The sequence below is a fragment of the Oribacterium asaccharolyticum ACB7 genome (assembly GCF_000238075.1).
Lineage (GTDB): Bacteria > Bacillota > Clostridia > Lachnospirales > Lachnospiraceae > Oribacterium > Oribacterium asaccharolyticum.
Map to the genome: position 1 here is coordinate 292,886 of NZ_JH414504.1, position 19,448 is coordinate 312,333.

Here is a 19,448-nt window from a genome sequence, read left to right on the forward strand (position 1 = left end):
CTCATGAGAATCCAACCCTATAAGTTCTTCCAGCAAGTATGAGTGACCTCCTTGCTCTGCTTTCCTCTTGAAATACGTACAATCAAACACCACATCTCCAACAGAGGTAATCAGCGTCCGCTTATCGACCCTCTGAATGTTAAAACGCTCTTTTCTGGCTCCGCAATCACTAAGCATTGAGTTCATTCTTGAAAGAACTTCACCCAAGAAAGAAGCAGAAAAAGCCTCTGTAGAGCTTTTCACAGACCTCTCCAGAGAACTAAAGTCCTTAGGATTTTCAAAAAATTTGTTCTCTGCATCAAGTAAACCTTTTACCAAAACCTCTAATAGTGCTACAATATCCATGAGAGTAGTCTCCTTTGCATAGTTTTTTAGTCGAAACCATTGTATCAAAGGATTAATGATTACTCTCTTTTTATTTCTTTATCAACTGACAAAATCTTTACTCTATTACCATTGTTTCCAATGAAAAATATTCGGATTATTATAAACAGAAGAATATCCCCGGACTTGACACTGTTTTTTCTGGAATAAGAGCGCAACACGGGAAACCGGGTTTGACGTATATTGCTATCTCAGATACTACAGAGATTTACGGAGGTGATGGCGGCTCCGGTGGTGGAGGAGGACTTGGTGGAGCAGGAGGAACAGATGGTTCTGATGGCTCTAGTGGCGGTACATATCCACACGGATATAGAAGGAAGCCGGTTATCGGAGTTGCCGGAAAGGGTTCCCATGTAAGTACTAGAGGATTTAATGGCGTTTTGTACTCCTCCGGTGGCGCCGGTGGTTCATATGCGGCTGGAAACACTGGTAAATATGGTACAAACGGCTTAGGTGAAGGTGGCGGAGGAGCTGGCGGAAGTTCGGTACTTACTCATGGTGGCGGTGGCGGCACCGGCTGTATTTACATAGCGTGGGGCAGCCTAATGAATGATGGCACTTAATAACTAAAACATTATTGACTTCTTTTGTTGTCTGTATTATTCTGTAATACAGAAAGAGAGGTGTGCTCATGACTATTTCACTAAGATTATCTGATGAAGATGAAAAGCTTTTTAAATCCTACGCAAAGAGTAATCGTATGACTCTGTCCGAATTTATCCGTAACACCGTTCTTGAGCGAATTGAAGACGAGTACGATTTGAAGGTATACAGAGAAGCCGTAGACGATTTCAAGAAAGACTCTACCACTTATACGCTTGATGAAATGAAGGAAAGATTGGGGCTTGAATAATGTATCGATTGGTCTTTAGTAAAAAAGCATTTAAGGACATAAAGAAACTCGATAAGCATACTCAACAGCTCATCATCAATTGGTTAGAGAAAAATATCGACAACACAGACAATCCTAGAGCTAAAGGAAAAGGCTTGGTGGGAGATAAAGGTGGACAGTGGCGGTATCGGATAGGGGATTACAGAGTGATTTGTGAGATACTAGACAAAGAAGTCATAGTGTATGCTTTGTCGGTCGGACACCGAAGCGAGATTTACAACTAAATATTTACTACAGTCCTACGGAGGAAGTCTTTAATAGGCTTCCTCTTTTTATATATCAAAAAGAGAGGAGAAAAAATGAAAAGAGATTTTGCACTAATCAAGCCTAATGCAGAGACGGGCGAGCATGAGGTGATGACAATCACCTTATTTGACAATCCAACCGAGGCAGACATGGCCGCACGAGCGATTTACGGAGCGACAGCTTATGCTAAGGAATCTTCGCAGTATGATGTTCAGCTCCCGGCAATCGTAAAGGAAGGCACTTTCTACAACTACAAAATGAAAGAGCTGAGAGGCGAAGACGGAAAGCTTTCTTTCGTCCGTGTCGGTGAGACTCCGGCAGAGTACATCCCGACACCGGCAGAGCAGATTGCAGAGCTGAAGAAGCGGAATGAGGAGTTGGAGGAAGTACTAGACCAGCTTGTACTTAAGAGTTTAGGAGGTGCATAAGTATTATGTTTGAGTATCTAAAAAGGATGGCAGGACGAGGAAAACTCAATAAAAGAATCCTAGACAAAGTTGTGTCCGAGGGATGGATTACCAAGGAGCAAGAAGCTGAGATTCTAAAAATTGCAGCAGAGGCAAATGAGGAAGGAGGCAAGGGAAATGAATGATAGATTTTAATACGTTGTTCAGCCTTATGGATTTAAATACCGTTCTTGCATCGCTTTGTTGGATTACCGCAGGGATTTTTACACTGGCGCAGAAGTATGCTCCGCAAGGGAAAAAGCCCTGGAGCATCCTGCTTTCCTTCATAGGGAGAGAGATAAATGCTGACATAATTCAGACACAAAAGGAGATGTCTGAAAGAATTGATGCTCTTGACAAAAAGCTCGAGAGTATCCAGCAGGATATGTCAGATAGAATTGACGCCCTTGATGAAAAGATAGTGAACACGGATAAGAAGCTTGACAAAAACGTAGCTATTTCTGCACGGGTTAGGATTCTTCGGTTTGGTGATGAACTGCAAGAGGAGAAAAAGCCTAGCAAGGGGCGGTTTGACCAAGCACTAGCGGATATTAATGAGTATGAAGAATATTGTGTAAAGCACTCAGATTTTAAAAACGGTATTACAGAACCGACAAGTGGCTTTATCAAAGAGCAGTATCAAGAGAGACTTAGAAAGCATGATTTTTCACGGTAGAAAGAGAGGAAAAGAAAATGGATTTTGGAATCACAAGTGTAGTTGGTATTACAGTCATCGCATACCTCGTAGGTATGGGATGGAAAGCGGCAGATACGCTTAATGACAAGTACATCCCTGTCGTATGCGGTGTTATCGGAGCGGTCTTAGGCGTTATCGCCATGATGACAATGCCCGATTTCCCGGCAAAAGATGTTATCAATGCGGTCGCAATCGGTATTGTTTCCGGTTTGGCCAGCACGGGAGCGAATCAGCTTGGTAAGCAACTGTTTTAATTTGAGTTTGGCCAACATTGAAAAAATTATTGAAGTCATGATGTTGGCCCGTAAGACTGGGAGCCACTTTCAAGGAATTTGAGTTTGGCCAACATTGAAAAAATTGTTTTTAAGAGAGGAGAAAGATTATGATTAAGAGAAAAGCAAGTTGGACGTATGACGGAATCAAAAAGGATAGCAAGAATCAGACTGTGCCTGTACCGAGCAAGGGTGCTGTAGATAACAGCAGAAGTCCTCTTGGCTACAATCACGGAGTCGGAGAGGAGGATAAGGGACACGGCCCGGGAGTGACACCGAATCCGGATAAAACCACCGGTCCGGGTGTCGGATTGACAGGTGCTACGGTGGACACCTCTCCGAGTCCTGTTCCGAGAAAGAGATAAGGAAAACAGCAACCATTAGGGGCAGTACAGAAATGTATTGCCCTTTTTTAATTTATGGAGTTGAGAAAAGTTGAGAAGAGTTGAGAAACTTTAAGATAGTTTCTCATTCAGAAAGGACAAAACATGAATCCATATCAAAGAGGACAAAGGGCGCTCTGTGGAGATTATTTCAAATTTACACCTGATGGAGCAGGACGCTTTAAAAGAGCAGGGCGCTGGCATAAGCAGCCGCAGAAAGGGGATGTTATTTTCTATTTCAGCGAAGCACTGGGGCGAATCGGCCATACCGGTGTGGTTGACGAAGTGCCATTACCTGATTTAGCTGCAGTTGAAGGGAACACCTCCAGCGCAGACAAGGATAGAAACGGCGGAGAGTGCCGGAAAAAGATTTATCGGAATTTCAAAGTAGGCGATAGGTCTTGGCCGTGCGGCTTTGGTAGACCTATTTTTGATGATGAGACTTGCACCGTAGAAGAGTTCCTAGAAGTGGTTAGAGGGGAAATCGGTTACGAAGAGAAGGCTACCCCGCGGAACCTTGAGGATAAACACGCCAATCGAGGAAAGAATAATTACACTAAGTACGGACTATGGTATAACCACGGAAAGGTTATCTCCGAGCCGTGGTGCGGAGAGCTTGTAAGCTGGTGCTTCTATCAAGCCTGTAAGCTACATCAAGAGAGGAAAGCTTCCGCAGTGCAGCAGGAGCCCAGTTTAGAGGGTTGGAAACAGCAACAGGATAAATGGCTGTACTACAAGGACAATGCGCCTGTATGTGGCAAATTTGAATATATCAGCGGTCGCTGGTATGTGTTCGATGATGCCGGCTTTATGATTAAGGGCTGGTTCAAGTCCGTAGAAGGCTGGTACTACCTTGGAGAGGACGGAGCTATGCTTTCCGGGCAGTGGTTGCAGGATAAAGGCAAGTGGTACTATTTAACTAAGTCCGGCTTAATGGCAACCACTGCCAAAGTCAGAAAAGCGAAGGGTGATGGCTATGACTTTGTAGGTGCAGATGGAGTGTACGATCCTGTGAAATCTATTCTAATAGGAAGAGACAGCCATATCGAAGTGGTGGAATAATCTTACACAAAATGGGGTAAAAATATGACCAAGGTGACCACGAAATTGACCACGAATTTGAAAAAGTTAGAGTTTTAGCCACGCTAGAGCCTTTTTGAGTGGGTTCAAGTCCCATCCTCGTCGCTAAAGGCTCTAGGTTCTTATGTTTTTAAGGATTTGGAGCTTTTTTTATGCAATTTTTTCGATTCTATTCGATATTTCTTTTCAATATACCGAAATACGATATAATAAGAATAGCCGGGAGAAAGGAGGATGCATATGCTGGAATATTTGAACTTAAAGTTGGATGGACTGGGCGTAGGGGAAAGTTCTTTGAACATTTGGATGAAGAACGGTCGACTAAGATACTCCTATGATTCTGCAACGCAAGAAGACGGTCCTGCAATGATTTTGAACGTTTCCAGAGAGCGTGCGTCTTACTTTTTAAAAAACCTGGAGAACTTGAATCTTTATCGTTGGAAAGAACAATATTTTGGAGAGAAGAAAGAGAAGCGAAGGGAGATTTCCGCGCTTTCTTCTCGCTGGTATCTTCTGTATAAGGAGGTTGATAAGGAGGCAAGAGAGTTTCAGGGCTTAAACGATTTCCCTAAAGAGTGGGAAAGCCTGATGAGCTTAATTGCAGATCTTACGGTAGACATGGATTGTCTCCGCTTTAATGAACTTTCTGCATTCAGTCTGGATGTAAGGGACTGTCGCGAACAGATTTTATGGAATCCGCTTAGTAAGGAAGAAAATTCTGTAGAGGTAGAATATCAAGAGTTTTTGCAGATTTCCAGAACAAACAAGAAATTGATATACCAGCAGTACATTAACAATATTTTCACGGTAAAGCACGAGTACAATATACCCAACATAGTGGATTATCTGTTGGGAAATATAGAACGTTATTTTTCTACTTTTTCTGAAAAGGAGCAGGAAGATGCCGGAGAGGCATCGTCAAAGGTGATAATCAGCCTGTATTTTCAGAATGGTACAAAGCGAGTCCTGAGAAGAACTTATGACCGATACGGGTTACCGGATGATTGGGATGATTTTTTGGATGATTTTCGGAAAACGCTGGCATATCATGGAGTTTTCGGGATCCTATTTGATTCCGGATTGTATCATCACGGTGTGAAGGAAGAGGAATACATTTATCTTTCCTGTATCTTTGAACCCAATGGGAAGACTTATTATTACAGGAGTAAAGAGGATAATTTGTCCATTGGAGATTTTGTTCTGGTTCCCAGCACTAAGCAGGAAAATGCGGAAACGGTAGTCATGATTTCAGAGATTATGTATTGTAAAAAAGAGGATGTACCGTATCCTTTGGAGAAGACGAAGTTTATCGTGCGAAAGATAGACGACGGCGGGTTCTATAATTTCTTATCACAGAATAATCCGGATGAAGAAGCATAGAAAAGCTTCTTAGAAGGAGAGCAAGTGATTATTTTAATTGATTTTGAAAATACGCATGCCAGCGGCTTTCAAGGTGTAGAATACTTGGATGAGAAAGATACGTTGGTTGTGTATTACAGTGACGAAAATTCAGCGGTAAGCAAGGGTCTGGTTGAGGATTTAAGACAAAAAAATGTGCATGTCAGAATGGTTAAGCTTTTAAAACAACACAGTAATGCCTTGGATATGTATATTGCCTCTACCACGGGGATGTTTCTGGATACGGGAGAAAAAATCTGCATTGTCTCAAAGGACAGAGGTTATGCCGCGGTGAGAGATTTTTGGCACAGCTTAAGAGGCGCGGAAATTCTTTTGGGAGAAACCATAGAGGAATGTTTCTTAAATTCCGTAGCAAATGATGATGAAAGAATCCGAAGAGCAAAGGACCGGAGTCAAAAAGCACTGCTGACGGAATCCTTTGAAACGATGAATAATATTCCTACCAGGCCAACTTTAAGCAGAAGCAATTATTGGAGAAGAAAAAAACAGATTAACTATGATTTAAGCAAACATTTGGCACCGGTCGAAATTTTGCCGAATCCTTTGGCAAAGCCGGAACAGGAAAACGGATATTCCGTGGAGGAAACGGAACTCGTCGACCTGGTGGAGGAAATCAAAGAAGAGCTGGCCTTAAAGAGGAATAGGGAAGAGGAGGATTCTTTTATTTTGGAATCTACTCCGGATGCGGTTTCGGATGGTTCCGAAGCTATAAAAGAAGAAATGAAGGAAGAGGGGCATATTGAGGATAAAACGGAAAGCATTCCGGAAATAAAGCATGAAAGTTTCCGAAATGACAATCCTCAGCTTATGCGCAGGGAGATGAAAAAGAACGACAATCAAGTTCGTTTTGTTTATGATCCTGTGAAGAAGGCTATGATGAAAGTGGAAGAGACGGAACCCCTGGCTTCTTCGGAAGAAAGAGAAGAGAATCATTCCCCTGTAAGCAATTTGGAACTTTCCGGTGAACATGTCGAATCGGCTCGGACTCACCCTGAGGATGTCCATGAAGAACATAAGAAGAGAAATAATCGAAGAAGAGGCGGACGGAAGAAGGAAACAGAAAAAAAGCTGTCTATAAGCAGGGAAAAGGAAGAGGAAAAGAAGGATAAGCAAGTTAAGACTGCCCCAAAGGATGAGGTAAAAGAAGAGCAGTCTGTAGTGGCTAAGCAGGACATAGAAAAAGAAAAGCAGGTGTCGGAAAGCAAAAAGGATGCTGCAAAAGGAAAGCGGCCTCAGGCAAGAAAGAAAGGCGTAGAGAAAGAAAAGAAGCCTGCATCGACCAAGAAGGGTACAAAGAAAGAAACAAAAGTTGCATCCCAAAAGCAAGAGGCGGAAGAGAAGCAAACAGAGACAACGACTGAAAATAGGATAAAGCAAGAAGAAAAGGCGGAAGGAAATAAAGAGAATACTGAAAAAAGAAGCAGGAGAAGAAGCAATACACAAAAGAGTAAAAAAAAGGAAGAGGGTTTGAACGTTCAAGAGAGTACAAGTGCTGAACCTGTAGAGAAGAGTAAGGAGTAGAAAAGAAGAAGCGAGTATCGGGTGAAAAACCTGCAATACTCGCTTTTCCTTTTTCTACTCATAACGAGTATCGCTCGCAAAGCGTGCGTTATCTCGTTTGAAGCTTTAAATTTCGAATTAAGTTTTGAAAATCATCGGGCAGAGGAATTTCAAAATTTTTTCCGGATAGTGGATATAAAGCATTGTTTTCCTGGATTTCCGGAAAACTGAGGGAATAGGCGTGTAAGAGTTGTCGATGAATGCCTTTTTTTCGATATTCCCTGTTTATTCCTTGCTCGCCATATTTCTCATCACCTAGAATGGGATGTTTCAGAAAGGCAAGCTGACTACGAATTTGATGTGTTTTTCCCGTTATCAACTGAATGGAGAGAAGTGAAAACAGCTGTTCCCGATCCCGGTATTTTTGAATAGCGGAAAAGTCCGCACGAATGTGTTCTCCTTCCCCTTCTTGCACCTGTATCACCTTATTGATTTTAGAATTCTTTCGGATAAAGCTTTCCTGTAAGCCGTCTTCCCGAAAATCGCCTACGACAAGCGCCTGATACCGCTTTTGAATTTTGTGCTCCTGAATCAATCTGCCTAAATTCTGTGAGGCTGTCAAAGTTTTTCCAAACAGAATCAGCCCGGAGGTATTACGATCCAATCGGTTGGCTATACCCGGACGAAAGGTTTCCCTTGTTTCGCTGCTTTGTTCTCCTTTATCCAAAAGATAGGAGGAAAGTAGCGAATTTACGGATAAAGTGGACTTCGCGTCATTTTCGGATAAAAGCCCGGCAGGCTTATTGAAAACAATGAGGTTTTGATCTTCGTACACGATAAACTTCTTGTAGAAGTCGCTCCAAATGCCTTCTTCCACTCTCGGCAACGAACATAGCTTTTGTAGGCTTTCTTCACTAAAGTAGAGTTGAACTTTATCTCCGAAAGATAAAAGTTCCTTTCCGTTTGCTTTTTTCCCGTTTAAAAGAATATTCTTTTTCCGTAGCATTTTATAGAGAAATGCATCGTTCTGCCCTTTAAAAAATTTTTGTAGAAGCTTTAAGAGCTTTTGCTCTTTTTCATTTTCCGAAACCAAAATTTCGCGCATGTGTCACCTATATAGCTTTCTAAGAAGCAGTAAGAGAAACTCGTCAGGAATTATTTGAGAAAGAACATAAAAAACCTTCATAGGAAAACCGTAGATGGAAAGCGGTCGATCCAGAACGCTGTCCACCAGGGCGGTCTTGGCTACTTTCTTGGGATTGGCCATAAAGAAGGATTTGATTGCTTTTAACTTACTCTCATTTCCGGCTACAGAGAAAAAGGCGGTGTCAACCGGACCGGGACAAACTGTGGTAACGCCGATTTCTTTTTGCTTCAGTTCCTCTCTTAAAGAAAGAGAAAAGGAGTAGACATAGGCTTTTGTTGCGGCATAAACGGAAAATTCTCTTTGGGGTAAAAAAGCGGCAGCGGAAGCAAATTGGATAATTCTGGATTTTCTTCTCATGTAAGGAAGGGAATAGAGGGTGAATGCTGTCAGTGCTTTTATGTTTAAATCAATCATATTTAGTTGCGCTTCAGAAGAAAGACTGCAAGCCTCCCCCAGTTTTCCGAAACCGGCGGCATTCACCAAAAAAAGAATTTTGGGATTTTCTTTTCTCAAAGTTTCTTTATATTGAGAAAGGCTTTCCTTTTTTGTTAAATCATAAGGAAAAATCTTCACTTTTCGAAAGAATAGATGAGATAGCTCGTCTAAGGCGGACTTATTCCGTGAAAAGAACCAAAATTCCTGAATTGCCGGAATCCGGTCCTGTAATAAAAGACAAAGTTCTCTTCCGATACCGGAACTCGCGCCGTTAATCACTGCAACATTCATAGTATACCTCTAAAGTATCCCCGATTTATGTAAGCAAAACGGAAACAGCCTTCGCATAGGAAGCGGGGAAATCTTGTAAAAAACATGCATGAACTAAGATACAATCACTTATATAGCAAAAAATCCTAAAAAATACAAAGTACTTTTTAGGATTTCTCTTCTGCGGGAGATGGGACTTGAACCCACACGCCCAACCGGACACAAGATCCTTAGTCTTGCCTGTCTGCCATTCCAGCACTCCCGCGCAACAGAGTGATACTAACATAATGTTGCTCTATATGCAAGAACTTTTTTTGAAAAAGATATGCAATCAAGAGATATAAAGAAAGTATTAAATTCTTAATTGTGATAGATAGAATATTTTTATTTGACTTCTTTTCATCTGCTGCATAGTCTTGTGATAGAAGTGTTTCAGAAAGTTCTTAAGTTAAATCGTTTCGTTGTAAAACAGTTTCATCTTCCGAAATATTCCATATTGATTTCTTTCTATTCAAGTATTCAGAAAAATCTGCTTTTTTCTATGCAAAGCATTCAGAAAAATCTACTTCTTTGTATTAGACCATTTAGAAAAATTCCGAATAAAGTATTTTGGCACATAAACTATTATAGACTTGTTTCTTTTTCGTTTTAAAGCTTTCCAATTCCAAAGATTCAAAAAGCTTTTTCAATTCTTTTTCTACATTTTACTCCACGTATTTCCAATTCATAAATAAGGAGGCTGCTATGTTGGCAAATGTTTACTCGGCCGGTCTTATTGGACTGAATGCCTGTCTTTTTTCAGTTCAAGTGGACGAATGCAATGGCTTACCCCGCTCTATTATTGTGGGAAATGTATCGCCGTCTGTTCGGGAAGGTTTGGAAAGAGCCATTATTGCTTTGAAAAATAATGGTTTTGACTTACCTCCCAAAAAAATAACCATTAATATTCAACCGGCAGATGTCAGAAAAAACGGAACTTCTTTTGATTTTGCGATTCTTGCAGGCATGTTTATTGCAACGAACGTAAAAGAAAATCCTTATCAGAATTATGCCTTTCTGGGAGAACTTGGATTGGATGGAGAAATTAAGCATATTCCCGGAGTACTTCCCATGACTCTGGCTATGGAAGAAGCAGGGATAGAAGGGGTATTTGTGGGAAAGGAGGATGAAAAAGAGGCTTTACATTGTAAGAAATTGAAAATCATTGCCCTATCGTGTGTTCGGGAATGGATAAAAATTCTATATCCCTTTTTGATTAAAAAACCATCTCTAAACAGCTTGGAAATGAAGTTGAAAGGAAGTCGAAAAATTGAGGTCAAGAAGTCCTGTATTTCACAAAATCAAACGAAGAAGATTTGTATGGGTTTTCCACTTTCCGCTAAAGATAATAAAGTACAAAAGGAGATTGCCGACTTTAGTGACATTGCCGGGCAAGAAGCGGGAATTCGCGCTTGTGTCATTGCTGCTGCCGGTATGCATGCCATGCTTTTTTCGGGACCTGCCGGCAGTGGAAAAAGTATGTTGGCAAGACGGATTCCCGGGATTTTGCCGAAGCTTTCCGAAGAAGAAAAGCTGGAGGTAAGTAAAATTTATTCTATTGCCGGTGACTTATCCGGAGAAGAGGGACTCCTTCAAGAAAGACCTTTTCGCGCGCCTCATACAGCTATTAGTCAAAATACCCTTTTGGGTGGGATGGTAGGGGGGAACTTGGTACCGGGTGAACTTGCACTCGCTACGAAGGGAGTTCTGTTTTTGGATGAGTTGCCTCTCTTTCGTAAGGAAACCATAGAGGCTCTACGTAGCCCTTTAGAGGAAAAGGAGGTTGTACTGCATCGTTTGCAGCAAGTGTTTTCCTATAAAGTGGATTGTATTTTGGTTGCTGCGATGAATCCTTGCCCCTGCGGCTTTTTTCCGGACAGAAATCGCTGTCACTGTACACCCGGGCAGATCCGTGCCTATCAAAGGGGAATTTCCAAGCCGATTTTGGAGAGAATTGATATTTCTTTGGAATTGCCTCCGGTAGCCTTGGAAAATGCCTTGGGAAAAGAGAAGAAGTTTTCTTCGGAAGAATTGAGCAAACAGGTTATTGAAGCAAGAAGAAGACAAAATGAGCGCTTCAAGGCAGAGGAATACATAGAGTGGAATAGTCAGATGGGGCCTTCGGAGCTGGAAAAATACTGCTTTCTCGGCAAGAAGGAAGAAGACTTTATGAAAAAGGTTTTTGCATTAAAAAACTTGTCAATGAGAACCTATCACAAGGTATTAAAGGTGGCAAGAACCATAGCGGATGTCGATGGAAAAGAGGACATTACTGTAGAACATTTGGCGGAAGCGGTAAGTTATCGAATTGTAGAGGAAAATTTATACTAAGGGGGAAAATATGCGGGAAATCTTAGCGATGGAAGAAGACTTTCCGGAAAGACTTAGAGAGATACCGGATAGCCCGAAATGTATTTATCTGATAGGGAATCTGCCTGAAAAGAAAGAACCGACGGTTGGTATTATCGGGGCAAGAAACGGAACGGAATATGGGAAAAAAGTTGCTTTGAGTCTTGCGCGGGAGCTTGTCGCTTACGGTATAGGAATAGTTAGCGGGATGGCTTACGGAATTGACAGTGCAGCACATAGAGGGGCATTGGAGGGAGGCGGGAAAACCTATGCGGTTTTGGGTTCCGGTGCTGATGTTTGTTATCCTGCGGTCAATCAAAAGCTCTATGAGGAAATTGCAAAGACGGGAGGGATTATTAGTGAGTATGCACCCGGGGCCCCTCCTCTACCCCATCATTTTGTTGAAAGAAATCGTTTGATTGCCGGTTTATCCGACGTTCTGATTGTGGTTGAGGCAAGGGAACGTTCCGGCACATTTATCACCGTGGATCGTGCATTGGAACAGGGGAAACAGGTTTTTGCGGTACCCGGTAGGATTAGCGATGCGCTCTCCAAGGGGTGTAATAAATTGCTTATGGAGGGAGCGGGAATCTGTCTGTCCCAAGCGGATATCCTGCATTGCTTTTCTATAGAAGCAGGAGAGAAGAAGCAAGCGGAAATCCATTTGAATGAAGAAGAAAATAGGGTTTATCAGGCCTTACGCTTGGACGGAAAACATATTGATTGTTTGGCAAAGGAATTAAAGATGTCCGTAGAAAAGCTGTATCCCATATTGATTGGACTTGAACTTTCGGGCTATTGTGAGTCTAAAGGGAATACATATTCCCGTAGAAGTTTGTAAGGAAAAACATCTTAGCCTTGCAATTTTTTTCTTCATCGTTTATATTGTCCACGTTTTTATAAGAAAAAGGAACGGAATAGGAGGAGAGGCTTTTCATGGCAGATAACTTAATTATTGTAGAGTCTCCGGCAAAAGTTAAAACAATAAGCAAGTTTTTGGGAAAATCATACACGATTGACGCAACAATGGGGCACTTGATTGACATGCCCAAGAGTTCCCTCGGAGTGGACGTGGAGAATCACTATGAACCGAAATACATTACCATTCGAGGAAAAGGGGATCTCTTAAGTAAGTTAAAAAAGGAAGCAAAGAAAGCCGATAAGATTTACTTGGCAACCGACCCGGATCGTGAAGGCGAAGCGATTAGCTGGCATTTGCAAAATGAGCTCCTGAAAGATGAGAAGAATAAAAAGAAGATTTCTCGTATTAGTTTCAATGAAATTACAAAAAATGCAGTGAAAAACGCCTTAAAAAATCCGAGAGAAATCGATATGAATCTGGTTAACGCACAGCAGGCCAGAAGAGTAATGGATCGTTTGGTGGGATATACCATCAGTCCTTTGCTTTGGCAAAAGATTCGAAAGGGGCTTTCTGCAGGAAGAGTTCAGTCCGTAGCGCTGAAAATGATTTGTGACAGAGAAGCAGAGATTGCAGCCTTCGTGCCCGAGGAATATTGGACGCTTGAAGCAGCCTTCAACGTTGGAAAGAAGACGCTTGAAGCAAGCTTTTACGGAAAAGAAAAGCGAATTCCTTTAGATAAGGAAGAAACGGTCAGTGCTATTATAAAGGAAATCGGAAAGAATAAGCTTACTGTAGTCGAAAAAAAACAGGGAGAGAGGCGGAAAAAAGCCCCCCTGCCTTTTACGACATCCACTTTGCAGCAGGAAGCGGCAAAGCTCCTGTCTTTTCCGACCCAGAAGACCATGCGTATTGCACAGAAGCTATACGAGGGTGTAAATGTGAAGGGGAGAGGTGTTGTAGGTCTTATTACGTACTTAAGAACCGATTCTACCCGTATTTCGGAGGAGGCGCAGCAGGCGGTTCTGGAAAAAATTCGAACAGAGTATGGCGAGGACTATTGCCAAAAGAAGAACAGAGAAGAAAAGACGGATGTAAAGATTCAGGATGCACACGAAGCAATTCGTCCAAGCTACCTGGAAATTACACCCTTTGAGGCAAAAGACAGTCTGGAAAAGGATGAATACAAATTATATCAATTGATTTATAAGCGTTTTGTAGCCTCCAGAATGGAGAGTGCGGTTTATCAGACGGAGACCATCATGCTTTCCGCAAAAGACTATATTTTTACCTTGAGCGGAAGTAAGCTGCTTTTTGACGGTTTTCTTGCGGTATATATGTCCGAGGAGGATAAGGCGGAAAAAAATGTAATGCTTCCGGCCATGGAAGTAGGAGATTCCTTCTCGGTAAAGGAATGGATAAAGGAACAGCATTTTACACAAGCTCCCGCACACTTTACGGAGGCATCGCTTGTTAAAGCGTTGGAAGAAGGCGGAATAGGCAGGCCCTCAACCTATGCTCCTACAATCGCTACCCTACTTTTAAGACGTTATGTTACGAAAGAAAAGAAAAATATCTTTGTTACGGAGCTCGGCAATGCAGTAAATGAGATGATGTCTCAAAATTTTCCGACGATTGTAGATAAGGCTTTTACCGCAAACCTGGAGTCATTACTGGATTCTGTGAGTGTGGGAGATACACAGTGGAAGACGATTATAGAGAATTTTTATCCGGATCTTTCCACTGCTGTCGAGAAAGCCAGAGAAGAAGTCAGTAAGGTGGACATAAAAGAAGAAGAAACAGATGTTATTTGTGATAAGTGCGGACGAAAGATGGTCTTAAAATACGGTCCCCACGGAAAATTCCTTGCTTGTCCCGGTTTTCCTGAATGTAAGAATACAAAACCCTATGTGGAGTATGCCGGATTCCTATGTCCTACTTGCGGGGCGGAGTGCGTAAAGAAGAGAAGCAAAAAGGGAAGGATTTTCTATTCCTGCTCTCGATATCCGGAATGTGAGTATATGACCTGGCAAAAACCGAAGGATGCCGTAAGCGGTGAGAAAAAAGAAGGAGAAATCATGGCGTAAAATCCCTTGCAAAGCCGAGACTATTTTGTTATAGTAGTCTCTGCGTCTTTTTAAGGCGAGTTTTTTACTGCCAATTTTAGGCTGCAAGACCGGATTGATGAGTTTGTTTGGTTTTGCAAGAAAATGAACACCCTATATAAAAAACCGACGGTGTCTTTTAAGATGATTTCGGTGTGCACACAGTGTATAGGGGAAGAGAAACCAAGGAGGTATAAAATGAGTGCAATTGGAATGAAGCAGTTACTGGAGGCCGGTGTACATTTTGGACATCAGACAAGAAGATGGAACCCCAAGATGGCTCCTTACATCTACACAGAGAGAAACGGAATCCACATTATTGATTTACAGAAGACTGTAAAGTTGGTGGATGACGCTTACAACGCTCTTTCTCAGATCGTTGCAAACGGCGGAACCGTTCTTTTCGTAGGAACTAAGAAGCAGGCTCAGGATGCTGTAAAGGCAGAGGCTCTTCGTTGCGGAGAGTTCTATGTAAATGAGCGTTGGCTCGGCGGAATGCTTACGAACTTTAAGACCATCCGTTCCAGAATCCAGAGATTAAAGGATATCGAGAAGATGGCTGAGGATGGAACATTCGATGTTCTTCCGAAGAAGGAAGTTACCCTTTTAAAGAAGGAGTGGGCTAAGCTTGAGGCAAACTTGGGCGGAATTAAGGATATGAAGAGAACTCCGGATGCGATTTTTGTTATCGATCCGAAGAAAGAGAAGATTTGCATTCAGGAGGCGCATTCTTTAGGAATCACTCTTTTCGGTATTGCGGATACCAATGCGGATCCTGAAGAGCTGGATTATATCATTCCGGGAAATGATGATGCTATTCGTGCTATTAAGCTGATTGTTGCCAAGATGGCGGATGCCGTTATCGAGGCAAAGCAGGGCGATATGACGGAAGAAGAGGCTGCTTTAGCCAGCAGTGAAGAGAACTTCTCCGAAGAGGAAGCATAAGGACTATGAATCTCCCTTCTGCACTTTGCTTTTGGCTTAATGCAGAAGGGTTTGTTTATTCATAAAGAATGTATAAGTCTCGTTTCATTTAAAAAGGAGGAAAGTAACATGGCAGAAATTACGGCTGCATTGGTAAAAGAGTTAAGAGATATAACCGGAGCGGGAATGATGGCTTGTAAGAAGGCTCTTACCGCTACGGATGGAGATATGGACAAGGCTGTAGATTATTTGAGAGAGCAGGGACTTGCCGGAGCGGAGAAGAAGGCAGGAAGAATTGCTGCTGAGGGTGTTTCCTTTACAAAGCTTTCCGCGGACGGAAAGAGCGGCGTGGTTGTAGAAGTAAATGCCGAGACGGATTTCGTTGCGAAGAATGAGAAATTCCGTAATTTCGTGGATGAAGTTGCTGCACAGGCTCTCACCAGTAATGCGAAGGATATCGAGTCTTTCCTTGCTGAGAAGTGGGCTCTTGATCCATCCAAAACCGTTTCCGAGCAGCTTTCCACTACGATTTCCGTAATCGGAGAGAATATGAACATTCGTCGCTTCGAGAAGCTGGAAGAGCAGAACGGTCTTGTACAGGATTATGTTCACTCCGGCGGAAGAATCGGTGTACTTCTTCAGGTGAAGTCCTCTGTAGTCAATGATGCGATTAAGGAAATGGCTAAGAATGTAGCCATGCAGATTGCTGCATTGAATCCGAAGTACATCACTCGTGCTGAAGTGGATCAGGATTATTTGAAGAATGAGAAGGAAATCCTTCTTGCTGCTGCAAAGAATGAAAAGCCGAACGCTCCGGAGAAGGTTTTACTCGGTATGGTTGAGGGAAGACTGAACAAGGAGTTAAAGGAAGTTTGCCTTGTAGATCAGGTTTACGTTCGTGCAGAGGACGGAAAGCAGACTGTAGGGCAGTATGTAGAGAGCGTTGCCAAGCAGGCGGGAGCGGAGCTTTCCTTAGTTCGTTTTGTTCGTTTTGAGACCGGTGAAGGACTCGAGAAGAAGAATGAAGACTTCGCTGCAGAGGTTGCTGCGCAGATGAAGTAAGACTTAGAGTCAGGCGATATCGAGCCGAATTTGCTCTTTGTCTTATTGAATTCGTAAAAAAAGGGGGGATTTTCCCCCTCTTTTTTAGGGAGTAGTAAGTTCCCAGATAAAAAAGGAGTGGAATTATGAAAAAAAGACTTGTTTTGACAACAGCAGCGATTCTTTCTTTGGGATTGCTGGCATCTTGCGGCGGAAAAAAGGCCGAGGAGACAACGGCTAAGGCTGAAACAACTGCAGCAGCAACGGAAAAAGCCGGAGAGACCACTGCAGCTGCAACAGAGGCTGAAAAGGCAAAGTCCGATTTAGGCGGAGAGCTGAATATTGTAGCAACTTCCGAGGACTATAAGAAGCTTTTTGATAAGTTCACGGAGGAGACCGGAATTAAGACCAACTTGCTTTCCAAGTCTTCCGGAGACGTGCTTAGTCAGCTGAAGGCGGAAGGCGGAACACCGTCTGCGGATGTTTGGTTTGGCGGCGGAATCGATGCTTTTATGAGCGCAAAGGACAACGGCCTTTTAGAGAAAATTGATTTGGACAGTGCAAATGATTTTGCTACAGGTTATGTAGATCCGGATCACTACTGGTATACAAAGGGCGTTACCGTTGTCGGCTTTATCGTAAATGATGAGCTTTTAAAGTCCAAGAATCTGGAAGCACCGAAGACTTGGGACGATCTTACCAATGCTTCTTACAAGGATGAGGTTTTGATGTCCAACCCTGCCGTATCCGGAACAAACTACGGTGTGGTAAATGCCATGTTACAGAAGAAGGGCGAAGAGGAAGGATGGAAGTATTTCACTGCTTTAAATGAGAATGTAAAGTACTATTCCAAGAGAGGCGCAGACCCCAAAGAGAAGACTGCTCAGGGCGAAGTAGCTATCGGTATCACCCCGATGGATAAGAAGGTAGAGAAGCTTGCGACAGAGAAAAACTGTTCTTTAGTCTATCCGGAAGACGGAATTCCCTATGTTCCGGAAGGAGTAGCCGTATTTAAGGGGGCAAGCAATGTAGAGCAGGCAAAGGAATTCTTAAACTGGTTGTATAACAGTGAGGATAACTTGAAGGAGCTGGCTGAAATCGACGGAAAGGATACCATTAAGGTGGTTCTTCCCAAGCTTTCGAATGTTGAGCTTTCCTTTGATACCGCAAAGCTTATGAAAGAGGATTTATCTCTTTTCGGTTCTCAGAGAGACAGCATCTTAAAGAAATGGGAGACTCTTGCCGGTTCCAAGAACGAGGCTTAAGAGATGGCATTTTTGCAAAGAAAAAGGGTGGATTTATCCACCCTTTTTTCAAAAGATAAGCATTCAGACTTTCATACTAAGGAATACGGAAATCCATTCTTTTGGATTTTTGTTTTTTTATTGTGTTTTCCCTTGGTATTATTTATTGTATATCCGACTCTGCTCCTGTTTATCCGAGCGTTTCAAGGAGATAACGGTTTTGCGGTTTTTTCGGATGTTTTAAAAAGATATCGTCTTGCATTTTGGAACAGTATAGAAAGTTCTTTTTTTTCCGCGTTTCTCTCCACGATACTCGCTTTTTTCTTGGCGTACGGGATTTTACAGCTTAAATCCAATATACAAAGAATCTGCTTAATCATCCTGTCCATCAGCCTAGTGTCTCCCCCTTTCATTTCTTCCCTGTCTTTTATCAGCTTATATGGGAGAAGAGGACTTATCAGCTATAGACTTCTCAAACTTTCTCTGGATCCCTACAATAAATATGGTGTGATAGGGATGCAAAGCCTGCATTTTACCTGTTTAAATATTTTGTTTTTTATCCATGCCTTACGCGCTATGGACGGGAAATTATTTTATAGTGCAAGAGATTTGGGAGCCGGTCCTTTATCTATAGTAAAGGATATTGTTTTGCCACTTCTCAGACCTGCCTTTTTAGCAAGCTTTTTTATCAGTTTTCTGAGAGCCTTGGCAGACTTCGGTACTCCCATTATTATCGGTGGAAGATATAGTACCCTGGCTTCGGAGATTTATCTGCAGTTAATCGGATATTCCGATTTTCAAAAGACAGCGGTGATGAACATTCTTTTACTTTTCCCTGCTCTCTTTTCTTTTTATTTCTACAGAAGAGCCATGGAGCAGAGCGATAAGTGGAACGGAGAACAAAAGGGAAGAACCCGTCCGGACTTTCCAGCAAATTTTCTGATCAGAACAGTGCTTTCTATTTTGTTATGCTTATTCTTTTTGTTTGAATGTTTGCAATATCTCTCTATTTTTCTTTACGGCTTCCTCCGATTCGATCAAGGCGAGGTGCATTTTACTTTGGAAAATATGGGAGAGCTGTTTCAATACAACCTTTCTACGATGTATTTAACACTGGCTTTGTCTGTAATAACCGGCTTTTTCGGAAGTTTCTTTTCCTTTGTTTTGGCCTATATTGTGGAGAGAAAGCTTCCGTTCGGTAAGAAAACAATTGATTTTGTTCTGTCCCTGCCTTATCTTTTGCCCGGAACCTGCTTTGGCCTCGCTTATATTCTCGCCTTTAATAAAGCCCCTTTTCGACTTACGGGAACGGTATGGATTATTCTTTTTTCCCTGATTTTTCGTCAGATGCCGCTCGGGAGTCGTATGGCATCAGCAGCAATCAGTTCCTTGCCGAAAAATATGGAAAGAGCGGGGAGAGACTTGGGAGCAAACCCGATAAGAGTCTTTTTGGACATTCTGTTTCCGATTCTTCTTCCAAGCTTTCTATCCTCAGTCTATAATCAGTTTACGCAAAGCCTGACTACAATGGGAGCGGTTATCTTTCTGATTTCAGCGAAATATAAGGTGCTGGTTTATACGCTTTTCGACGCCATTAATCGAGGCAGTTATAATGTGGCGTCGTTGATATCCGGCATAATGATTCTACTGTCTCTGGCTTTTTATTTGCTTTTGGAGGGATGTAGATTTTTAGCAAAGAACAGATATTAAGAAAGA

General features: G+C 42.3%; 21 protein-coding genes and 1 tRNA gene. 18 read left to right on the forward strand and 4 right to left on the reverse strand.

The genetic code is table 11. The features are described from left to right. Nucleotides 1–345, reverse strand: a 345-nt coding sequence (locus HMPREF9624_RS01330) for a UPF0236 family transposase-like protein (protein WP_009536199.1), incomplete at its 3' end; no start/stop codon positions are given. Nucleotides 346–603: 258 nt separating this feature from the next. On the opposite strand from HMPREF9624_RS01330, the gene HMPREF9624_RS11695 reads away from it, so the two are divergent. The 11 genes from HMPREF9624_RS11695 to HMPREF9624_RS01375 all read left to right on the forward strand — a co-directional run bounded on the left by HMPREF9624_RS11695 (nt 604) and on the right by HMPREF9624_RS01375 (nt 7,340). Then, a complete protein-coding gene (locus HMPREF9624_RS11695) occupies nt 604–741 on the forward strand; it encodes a hypothetical protein (RefSeq protein ID WP_154646735.1) in 138 nt (45 codons plus the stop codon). Nucleotides 742–1,015: 274 nt separating this feature from the next. Then, entirely contained in the window at nt 1,016–1,237 is a 222-nt protein-coding gene (gene relB / locus HMPREF9624_RS01335; RefSeq protein WP_009536201.1) for a type II toxin-antitoxin system RelB family antitoxin, read from the forward strand. After that, nucleotides 1,237–1,500: a type II toxin-antitoxin system RelE family toxin gene (locus HMPREF9624_RS12230; RefSeq protein ID WP_009536202.1), complete on the forward strand. Its 264-nt coding sequence runs from the start codon at nt 1,237–1,239 to the stop codon at nt 1,498–1,500. The genes relB and HMPREF9624_RS12230 overlap by 1 nt, the downstream gene beginning before the upstream one ends. Nucleotides 1,501–1,575: 75 nt before the next feature. Further along, complete coding sequence (locus HMPREF9624_RS01345) at nt 1,576–1,950, forward strand: hypothetical protein (RefSeq protein WP_009536203.1); 375 nt, start codon at nt 1,576–1,578, stop codon at nt 1,948–1,950. Nucleotides 1,951–1,955: 5 nt separating this feature from the next. Continuing rightward, entirely contained in the window at nt 1,956–2,114 is a 159-nt protein-coding gene (locus tag HMPREF9624_RS11700) for a hypothetical protein (protein ID WP_009536204.1), read from the forward strand. After that, the gene (locus HMPREF9624_RS01350) at nt 2,111–2,644 is read left to right on the forward strand and encodes a hypothetical protein (RefSeq protein WP_009536205.1); all 534 of its coding nucleotides are present in this window, start codon (nt 2,111–2,113) and stop codon (nt 2,642–2,644) included. The genes HMPREF9624_RS11700 and HMPREF9624_RS01350 overlap by 4 nt, the downstream gene beginning before the upstream one ends. Before the next feature lie 17 nt (nt 2,645–2,661). Further along, a complete protein-coding gene (locus HMPREF9624_RS01355) occupies nt 2,662–2,919 on the forward strand; it encodes a phage holin family protein (RefSeq protein WP_009536206.1) in 258 nt (85 codons plus the stop codon). 128 nt (nt 2,920–3,047) lie between these two features. Further along, on the forward strand, nt 3,048–3,302 hold the full coding sequence (locus tag HMPREF9624_RS01360) for a hypothetical protein (RefSeq protein ID WP_009536207.1): 255 nt from the start codon (nt 3,048–3,050) through the stop codon (nt 3,300–3,302). A 123-nt stretch (nt 3,303–3,425) separates the two neighbouring features. Continuing rightward, on the forward strand, nt 3,426–4,382 hold the full coding sequence (locus HMPREF9624_RS12070) for a hypothetical protein (protein ID WP_009536208.1): 957 nt from the start codon (nt 3,426–3,428) through the stop codon (nt 4,380–4,382). A gap of 258 nt (nt 4,383–4,640) precedes the next feature. Further along, on the forward strand, nt 4,641–5,780 hold the full coding sequence (locus tag HMPREF9624_RS01370; RefSeq protein WP_009536209.1) for a hypothetical protein: 1,140 nt from the start codon (nt 4,641–4,643) through the stop codon (nt 5,778–5,780). A gap of 24 nt (nt 5,781–5,804) precedes the next feature. Beyond that, nucleotides 5,805–7,340: a PIN domain-containing protein gene (locus tag HMPREF9624_RS01375; RefSeq protein WP_009536210.1), complete on the forward strand. Its 1,536-nt coding sequence runs from the start codon at nt 5,805–5,807 to the stop codon at nt 7,338–7,340. An 88-nt stretch (nt 7,341–7,428) separates the two neighbouring features. Here HMPREF9624_RS01375 and HMPREF9624_RS01380 read toward each other — a convergent pair whose 3' ends face one another. From HMPREF9624_RS01380 to HMPREF9624_RS01390, 3 genes are all read right to left on the reverse strand, one after another. After that, nucleotides 7,429–8,424: an RluA family pseudouridine synthase gene (locus HMPREF9624_RS01380; protein WP_009536211.1), complete on the reverse strand. Its 996-nt coding sequence runs from the start codon at nt 8,422–8,424 to the stop codon at nt 7,429–7,431. Between the two features lie 3 nt (nt 8,425–8,427). Then, nucleotides 8,428–9,192: an SDR family NAD(P)-dependent oxidoreductase gene (locus HMPREF9624_RS01385; RefSeq protein WP_009536212.1), complete on the reverse strand. Its 765-nt coding sequence runs from the start codon at nt 9,190–9,192 to the stop codon at nt 8,428–8,430. A gap of 161 nt (nt 9,193–9,353) precedes the next feature. After that, nucleotides 9,354–9,436: transfer RNA gene (locus tag HMPREF9624_RS01390), tRNA-Leu, on the reverse strand. Between the two features lie 479 nt (nt 9,437–9,915). Between HMPREF9624_RS01390 and HMPREF9624_RS01395 the strand changes: the two genes are divergently transcribed. The 7 genes from HMPREF9624_RS01395 to HMPREF9624_RS01425 all read left to right on the forward strand — a co-directional run bounded on the left by HMPREF9624_RS01395 (nt 9,916) and on the right by HMPREF9624_RS01425 (nt 19,442). Next, entirely contained in the window at nt 9,916–11,541 is a 1,626-nt protein-coding gene (locus HMPREF9624_RS01395; RefSeq protein WP_009536213.1) for a YifB family Mg chelatase-like AAA ATPase, read from the forward strand. Nucleotides 11,542–11,551: 10 nt separating this feature from the next. Then, the gene (dprA, locus tag HMPREF9624_RS01400) at nt 11,552–12,400 is read left to right on the forward strand and encodes a DNA-processing protein DprA (RefSeq protein ID WP_009536214.1); all 849 of its coding nucleotides are present in this window, start codon (nt 11,552–11,554) and stop codon (nt 12,398–12,400) included. Nucleotides 12,401–12,495: 95 nt separating this feature from the next. Beyond that, nucleotides 12,496–14,505 carry a type I DNA topoisomerase gene (gene topA, locus HMPREF9624_RS01405; RefSeq protein WP_009536215.1) on the forward strand — a complete coding sequence of 670 codons (2,010 nt, stop codon included), beginning with the start codon at nt 12,496–12,498 and terminating at the stop codon, nt 14,503–14,505. 216 nt (nt 14,506–14,721) lie between these two features. Beyond that, the gene (rpsB, locus tag HMPREF9624_RS01410) at nt 14,722–15,468 is read left to right on the forward strand and encodes a 30S ribosomal protein S2 (protein ID WP_009429121.1); all 747 of its coding nucleotides are present in this window, start codon (nt 14,722–14,724) and stop codon (nt 15,466–15,468) included. 108 nt (nt 15,469–15,576) lie between these two features. Continuing rightward, entirely contained in the window at nt 15,577–16,509 is a 933-nt protein-coding gene (gene tsf / locus HMPREF9624_RS01415) for a translation elongation factor Ts (protein WP_009536216.1), read from the forward strand. A 125-nt stretch (nt 16,510–16,634) separates the two neighbouring features. Next, on the forward strand, nt 16,635–17,753 hold the full coding sequence (locus HMPREF9624_RS01420) for an ABC transporter substrate-binding protein (RefSeq protein WP_009536217.1): 1,119 nt from the start codon (nt 16,635–16,637) through the stop codon (nt 17,751–17,753). 3 nt (nt 17,754–17,756) lie between these two features. Continuing rightward, entirely contained in the window at nt 17,757–19,442 is a 1,686-nt protein-coding gene (locus HMPREF9624_RS01425; protein WP_009536218.1) for an ABC transporter permease, read from the forward strand. Nucleotides 19,443–19,448 lie beyond the last annotated feature (6 nt).